Source organism: Arthrobacter sp. Dra40 (assembly GCF_059091905.1).
Genome location: NZ_JBNHHB010000244.1, coordinates 1 through 7,207, shown reverse-complemented (window position 1 = coordinate 7,207; position 7,207 = coordinate 1). Strand labels below are relative to the sequence as shown.

Annotated in this window: 7 protein-coding genes; 4 read left to right on the top strand and 3 right to left on the bottom strand. The window is 66.0% G+C overall.

Going from position 1 to position 7,207, the window contains the following annotated elements:
- Window positions 1–1,347 (bottom strand): glutamine--fructose-6-phosphate transaminase (isomerizing) (gene glmS, locus AC5RWT_RS32685; protein WP_494083854.1); only part of this gene is annotated, 1,347 nt, incomplete at its 3' end.
- A 218-nt stretch (window positions 1,348–1,565) separates the two neighbouring features.
- On the opposite strand from glmS, the gene coaA reads away from it, so the two are divergent.
- From coaA to AC5RWT_RS32665, 4 genes are all read left to right on the top strand, one after another.
- Window positions 1,566–2,543 carry a type I pantothenate kinase gene (gene coaA / locus AC5RWT_RS32680; RefSeq protein ID WP_494083853.1) on the top strand — a complete coding sequence of 326 codons (978 nt, stop codon included), beginning with the start codon at window positions 1,566–1,568 and terminating at the stop codon, window positions 2,541–2,543.
- 1 nt (window position 2,544) lies between these two features.
- On the top strand, window positions 2,545–3,477 hold the full coding sequence (locus AC5RWT_RS32675) for a M15 family metallopeptidase (protein WP_494083852.1): 933 nt from the start codon (window positions 2,545–2,547) through the stop codon (window positions 3,475–3,477).
- Window positions 3,478–3,540: 63 nt separating this feature from the next.
- On the top strand, window positions 3,541–3,939 hold the full coding sequence (gene mscL / locus AC5RWT_RS32670; RefSeq protein ID WP_494083851.1) for a large conductance mechanosensitive channel protein MscL: 399 nt from the start codon (window positions 3,541–3,543) through the stop codon (window positions 3,937–3,939).
- A gap of 163 nt (window positions 3,940–4,102) precedes the next feature.
- Window positions 4,103–5,086: an SMP-30/gluconolactonase/LRE family protein gene (locus AC5RWT_RS32665; RefSeq protein WP_494083850.1), complete on the top strand. Its 984-nt coding sequence runs from the start codon at window positions 4,103–4,105 to the stop codon at window positions 5,084–5,086.
- Between the two features lie 37 nt (window positions 5,087–5,123).
- Here AC5RWT_RS32665 and glmM read toward each other — a convergent pair whose 3' ends face one another.
- The gene (gene glmM / locus AC5RWT_RS32660) at window positions 5,124–6,488 is read right to left on the bottom strand and encodes a phosphoglucosamine mutase (RefSeq protein WP_494083849.1); all 1,365 of its coding nucleotides are present in this window, start codon (window positions 6,486–6,488) and stop codon (window positions 5,124–5,126) included.
- Window positions 6,489–6,715: 227 nt separating this feature from the next.
- Window positions 6,716–7,207: 30S ribosomal protein S9 (gene rpsI / locus AC5RWT_RS32655; RefSeq protein WP_494083848.1), on the bottom strand; the 492-nt coding region annotated here is incomplete at its 5' end.

Genomic DNA, 7,207 nt, shown 5'->3' with positions numbered 1-7,207 from the left:
GCCCTGGAACTTGTTTCCGCGAAGCTGGGCCAGGTAAAGGCCCAGCAGGTAGGCGGCGGTGATCTGCGCCAGGAAAGCCTTGGTGGAGGCGACGGCGATCTCCGGACCGGCGTGGGTGTAGAGAACGGCGTCGGCCTCGCGCGGGATGGTGGAACCGTTGGTGTTGCAGATGGCCAGGACCTTGGCGCCCTGCTCCTTGGCGTAGCGGACGGCCATCAGCGTGTCCATCGTTTCGCCGGACTGGGAGATCGCGACGATGAGGGTGTTGGCGTCCACAATCGGGTCGCGGTAACGGAACTCGTGCGAGAGCTCGACCTCCACCGGAATCCGGCACCAGTGCTCGATCGCGTATTTGGCCACCTGGCCGGCGTAGGCGGAGGTGCCGCAGGCCAGCACAATGATCTTAGTGACCGTCTTGAGCAGCTCCGGATCGATCCGCAGCTCGTCCAGAGTCAAGCGTCCGTTGAGATCGGAACGGCCCAGCAGCGTTTGTCCGACGGCCTCGGGCTGGTCGTTGATCTCCTTCTCCATGAAGGACGGGTAGCCGCCCTTCTCGGCCGCGGCGGAATCCCAGTTGACCTCGAACTCGGTCCCCTGGGCGGCGTTGCCGAAGAAGTCGGTGATCTCGAAAGACTCGGGGGTGATGGTGACGATCTGGTCCTGCTCCAGTTCCACCGCGCGGCGGGTGAAGTCGATAAAGCCGGAGACGTCGGAACCCAGGAAGTTCTCGCCCTCGCCCAGTCCGACGACGAGCGGCGAGTTGCGGCGCGCGGCGACGACGACGTCGGGCTGGTCCTGGTGGATGGCCAGCAGGGTGAACGCGCCCTCCAGCCGCTGGCAGGCGAGCTGCATGGCGTTGGCCAAGGTAGCGGTGGCGGGATCCTCCGCTACCAGGGAGCGGTAGAGGTCGCCCAGCAGCACCGCGGCTACTTCCGTGTCGGTTTCCGAACGCAGCGTGTGGCCCTTGGCCAGCAGGGAGGCACGGATTTCTGCGAAGTTCTCGATGATGCCGTTGTGGATCACGGCGAGCTTGCCATCGTCGGCCAGGTGCGGGTGCGCGTTTTGATCGGTGGGACCGCCGTGCGTTGCCCAGCGGGTGTGGCCGATCCCGGTCAGCGACTCGGGCAGCGGATTGGCCTTGAGCTCGCCCAGCAGATTGCTCAGCTTGCCCGACTTCTTCCGCGACTCGATGCCGGCCTCGGAGATGACCGCTACTCCCGCGGAATCGTAACCGCGGTATTCCAATCGGCGAAGGCCTTCAAGCACAACATCCAGGGCGCTGTGATCAGCAACGCCGACTCCGGCCCCGCCGTCGCGGCGGCCAACATAACCTACGATTCCACACATGGGGTTAAGGGTACCTGCCCGCAGGTACCCTCATTGTCAGGGTGTCCCGCAGCCCTGCCGGTGGCCGGCAGGAAATCCGCCACGGCACGGCTGCGGCCCGGGGCAAGCAGCGGCCGGCGGCCCAAACCGGAGCGCCGCCGCAGGCCTCCGGCGTAACCCGGCGCGCCGCCGTCGTCCGCTTATTGGGATTTGAATCCCGCAGCAGGCACAATTCATAGGTGACTGATGCGACACCGAAGACGACGGCGTCCAACGGTGAGAGTAACTTCACACCATTCGTTGAGCTGGACCGGCAGACCTGGTCCCGGCTGTCCAACGAGATTGAACAGCCCCTGGACCAGGACGACATTGAGCGGCTGCGCGGCCTGGGTGACGCCCTGAACCTCGACGAGATCCGCGAGGTCTACCTGCCGCTCTCCCGCCTGCTCAACTTGTACGTGGGCGCGGCCGGTGAGCTGCACAAGGCCACCACCACCTTTTTGGGCGAGACCACCCGCCGGACACCGTTCGTGATCGGCGTAGCAGGGTCGGTCGCCGTCGGGAAGTCCACCACGGCACGCGTGCTCCGCGAGATGCTCCGCCGCTGGCCGGACACTCCCAACGTGGAGCTGGTGACCACCGACGGCTTCCTCTATCCGAACGCGGAGCTGGTCCGGCGGGGGCTGATGGAGCGCAAGGGCTTCCCGGAGTCCTACGACCAGCGCGCGCTGCTTCGATTCGTGTCCGAAGTGAAGTCCGGGGCGGAGGAAGTGCACGCGCCGTGGTACTCGCACCTGACCTACGACATCGTGCCGGACAAGGAAGTAGTGGTCCACCGTCCGGATGTGTTGATTGTGGAAGGGCTGAATGTCCTGGCTCCGGCCCGCCCGCGGGCGGACGGACGGACCGGGCTGGCACTGAGCGATTTCTTCGATTTCTCCATTTATGTGGATGCCAAGACCTCCTATATTGAGCAGTGGTACGTCAACCGCTTCCACAAGCTGCGGCGGACGTCCTTCACCAATCCGGAATCGTATTTCCACCGCTACGCCTCGCTCACGGACGACGAGGCCACGGAGACGGCTTTGGGCATTTGGCGCCGGATCAATGAACCGAACCTGAGGGAGAACGTGCTGCCGACGCGCGGGCGGGCACAACTGGTGCTCACCAAGGATGCGGACCACTCGATCCGCAGAATGCTGCTGCGGAAAACCTGACATGGACGCTTCGAGGGCTCCGGTGCTCGCGGCAGGCCTGGCCGCCGTGCTGGCGCTGCTCACCGGCTGCGCCCCGCCGGCGGACACTGCCCTGCCCACCGCAACTTCTAGTACGACGGCGGCTACACCGGGGCCGTCCGGCAGTGCCGCGTCCCTTCCGGTTCCCCACCAGAGGCCCCAGGCTCCCAAGAAAGACGGCGGCGGACAGCACGACGGCGGCGGGGTCAAGGGTGGCGGCGCGAAGGGCGAGGGCGGGACCAAAGACGGCGCCGGGAAGAACGCCGAGGGGAAGGGCGGCGTCGTGAAGAAGCAAAAGGCGCCAGGCGCAGGCGTGGATCACTCGGATCCGGCGAGCATCGGCGTCGTCGTCAACAAGCTCCGTCCGCTGGATCCGCTGGACTACTTTCCCCAAGACCTGCGCCAGCCGGCGGTGAGCATCGGGACCGGTGGTGAATCTGCGCTGCTCCGCGACGCCGTGGCGACCGCGACCGAGGAGATGTTCAGCGCTGCCGCGGCCGATGGCGCCTCCATGATCATGATCAGCGGTTTCCGGTCCTACGCCACGCAGGTGGACACCTACAACCACTGGGTCCGGCAGCACGGCGCCGCAGCAGCCGCGGACAAGATTTCGGCGCGCCCCGGGTATTCAGAGCACCAGACCGGGCTGTCCCTGGACATCGGCGACTCCACCGGGGCGTGCAATCTGCAGCAGTGCTTCGCCGAAACTGCTGCCGGCAACTGGGCCGCCAACAATGCTGCCCGGTTCGGGTTCATCATCCGCTATCTGCCCGGTGAAGAAGCCGTGACCGGTTATTCGCCGGAGCCGTGGCACCTGCGCTACGTGGGCAAGAAAGTGTCGACGACGATGGCCGAACGGCACATCGCGACGCTCGAAGAGTACTTCGGCCTGCCCGGAGCCCCCGGCTATTCCTGAGCGGGGCCGGAACCGTCCCCTGCTGCACCTTGTTTGGCGGCCAGACACGCTACATTGGGCGGCATGATTAACGGGTTTAAAGAATTCATCATGAAGGGCAACGTCATTGATCTTGCGGTCGCCGTGATCATCGGCTCCGCCTTCGGCTCCGTGGTCAACGCCCTGGTCAACAGTGTGATGATGCCGTTCATCGCCGGACTGGTCGGCTCGCCGAACTTCGACAGCTTCCTGGTCTGGAACTTCAATGGAAACAACGTGGCTTTCGGCGTCCTGCTGACCGCCATTGTGAACTTCCTGCTCATTGCCGCGGCCATCTACTGTGTCATCGTGGCGCCGATGAACCATATGATCGAGCGCCGCAACCGACGGATGGGCATCAACAAAGAGGACCAGGCGGTTGATCCGCAGCTTGCGCTGCTGACCGAGATCCGCGACGCACTGCAGGCCCGCAACCGGCCGTAGGATCAAAGCCCCCGCACCGGCCGCCAACCTCGCCCGGGCCTTCCCGCAGCGCGGCGGGAAGGCCTGACCATTCTTCCCGCTCGGCGTACGCTGGGAAAATCACCATCGGGAGCCTGCTGGAGGGAACTCCCGACGCCATCCAGGAAGAATCAGGTGAATCTCCATGCGACCTCAATTCCCCTTTTCCTTGGCGGCCAGAGTTGCCGCAGCTTTTTTGACCGCCGTCGCGCTGTTGCTGACGGGGCTGCCGGCGGCAACCGGCCAGGTTGTCTCCTACACCCACCGTTCGGCGTCGGAGCGCACGGACCAAATCATCGACTTGCCGGACGCAACGTCCGCGGAAGGCATCACCGCCGGCCGGGGCAGCACCTTCTATGCCGGTGACCTCTACGCCGGCGACATTTTCCGCGGCGACATCCGGCGGGGCACAGCCGGGAAGTTCATCGACGCGCCGGAGGGGCGGGTCGCCGTGGGCATGGCTTTTGATCAGCGGCTGAACCTGCTGTTCGTGGCCGGCGGACCGTCCGGCAAGGCCTACGTTTACAACACCCGGACCCGGAAACCGGTGGCCGAGTTCCAGTTGAACGACCCCGCCAAGTCCTTTATCAACGATGTGACCATTGGCCGGGGCGGTGCCTGGTTCACCAACTCGTTTGAGGGTGAACTGTACTTCCTGCCGATTGGCCACCACGGACAGCTGGGCAAGCCGCGGACACTGCACCTCAGCGGTCCTGCCGCGAAGGTGAAGGCCGGGGCGTTCAATCTCAACGGCATTGTGGCGGCCAGGCACGGGCGGACGCTCATTGTGGCCCATTCCTCCAATGCGGCGCTCTACACCGTCAACCCGAGGACCGGTGCCAGCAAGAGAATCTCGGGCATCACCGTCACCAACGTCGACGGGCTGGTGCTCAAAGGCCACCGGCTCTGGGCGGTCCAGAACATGGACAACCAGATCAGCGTGATCAAGCTCAACCGGCGGTATGACTCCGGGAAGGTCCGGTCCATCATCACCAGCGACGCTTTCCAGACCCCGACCACCGCGGCGCTGTTTGGCCATAGACTCGCCGTCGTGAACGCGAAGTTCGACACGGGGAACCCGCCGACGGCCGACAGGTACGAAGTCGTGGTGGTGAACGCCCGGCGCTGAGCCCTTTTCCACAGCGGCGCCGGGGTCGGCGCGGCACCTACTCGGCTGCGGCGGCCTCCAGCGCCAGGTGCTGCTTGACGGCCAGGGCCAGGGCCTCGGCCGTCGCTTGGGCTGTGTCCATGTCGGCAGCTTCAACCATCACGCGGACCACGGGCTCGGTGCCGGACGGCCGCAGCAGCACCCGGCCGGTCTGGCCCAGTGCAGCCGAGGCGGCGTCCACGGCCAACTGGACCGGCTGGTTGGTCTCCACAGCGGACTTGTCCACGTCCTTGACGTTGATCAAGACCTGGGGAAGCCGGACCATCTGCTGCGCCAGGTCGGAAAGCCGCCTGCCGGTCTTGGCTACCTGCGCGGCCAACTGCAGCCCGGTCAGGACGCCGTCGCCGGTGGTGGCGTAGTCCGAGAAGATGACGTGTCCGGACTGCTCGCCACCCAGCGAGTAGCCGTGGGCGCGCATGCTTTCGAGCACGTAGCGGTCCCCCACCGCTGTTTCCTGGATCCGGATGCCGGCCTTCTGCAGGGCAAGCTTCATGCCGAGGTTGCTCATGACCGTGGCCACCAGGACGTCGTCCTTGAGCCGACCGGCCTCGCGCAGGGCCAGCGCCAGGATGGTCATGATCTGGTCCCCGTCCACCACCTCGCCGCGTTCGTCCACGGCCAGGCAGCGGTCCGCGTCGCCGTCGTGTGCGATGCCCAGGTCCGCGCCGTGTTCCACGACGGCGGCCTGCAGCTTCTCCAGGTGCGTGGAGCCCACGCCGTCGTTGATGTTCAGCCCGTCCGGCTCGGCACCCATCACCACAATGTCCGCCCCGGCCGCGCGGAAAACCTCCGGCGAGCAACCGCTGGCTGCACCGTGGGCGCAGTCGAGGACGACTTTCAGTCCTTCCAGGCGGACCGGCAGCGTCTGCAGCAGGTGAAGGATGTAACGGTCCTCCGCATCGGCGAAGCGCTGGATGCGTCCGACGCCCGCACCCGTGGGCCGGACGCGCGGCTGCGCCATCTCCTGCTCGATCGCGTCCTCGACCTCGTCCGGCAGTTTGTGCCCGCCGCGGGCAAAAAACTTGATGCCGTTATCAGGTGCCGGATTGTGGGAGGCGGAAATCATCACGCCAAAGTCCGCTGCCAGGTCCCCCACCAGGTAGGCGGCCGCCGGGGTGGGGAGCACGCCGGCGTCGTAGACATCAACGCCCGAGCTGGCCAAACCGGCCTCTACGGCAGCGCTGATGAACTCCCCGCTGGCACGCGGGTCGCGGGCGATCACCGCCGTCGGGCGTTTGCCGTCTTCAACTTGCCGGTGGCCGAGGACCACTGCGGCAGCCTGCGCAACGTGCAGCGCGAGCTCAGCAGTGATCAATCCATTGGCCAGTCCGCGGACTCCGTCGGTACCAAATAATCTAGACATCGCGACCCATTTTACGGCAGCGAGCCAAGAAGCCGGTTCACTCCGCGCGCCGGGCACGCGTGCGACCGGTAAGACGGTGCCTCGCCACCGTCTTACCGGCCTGTCCGGCCGCTTACCGGCCGCCCGGCCGCCGGCTTACCGGCCGCCCGCCGACGGGCTTAACGCCGCGAGGCCCCGCAGCAGATGCTGCGGGACCTCGCGGTGGAAGCGAAAGCTTCGGAAGCGGTTTAGCGCTTCGAGTACTGCGGTGCCTTGCGGGCCTTCTTGAGACCAGCCTTCTTGCGCTCGATGATGCGCGCATCGCGGGTGAGGAAACCGGCCTTCTTCAGGGTCGGGCGGTTGTTCTCGCGGTCGATCTCGTTCAGCGCACGGGCAACGCCCAGGCGCAGCGCACCGGCCTGGCCGGAGGGGCCGCCGCCGTGGATGCGGGCGATGACGTCGTAAGCGCCTTCCAGGTCCAAGATCTTGAACGGATCGTTCACTTCCTGCTGGTGCAGCTTGTTCGGGAAGTAGTTCGCCAGGTCACGGCCGTTGATGGTCCAGTTGCCGGCGCCCGGAACCAGGCGTACGCGGGCGATCGCCTGCTTGCGGCGACCCACAGCGCCTCCACCCACGGTCAGGGCGGGGCGTTCCTTCTTGGCGGTCTCAGTGACCTCGGATGATTCCGAGGTGTAGCTGGTGAGGGTTTCGCCCTCAGCAGCAGTGTTCAGCTCTTCAGC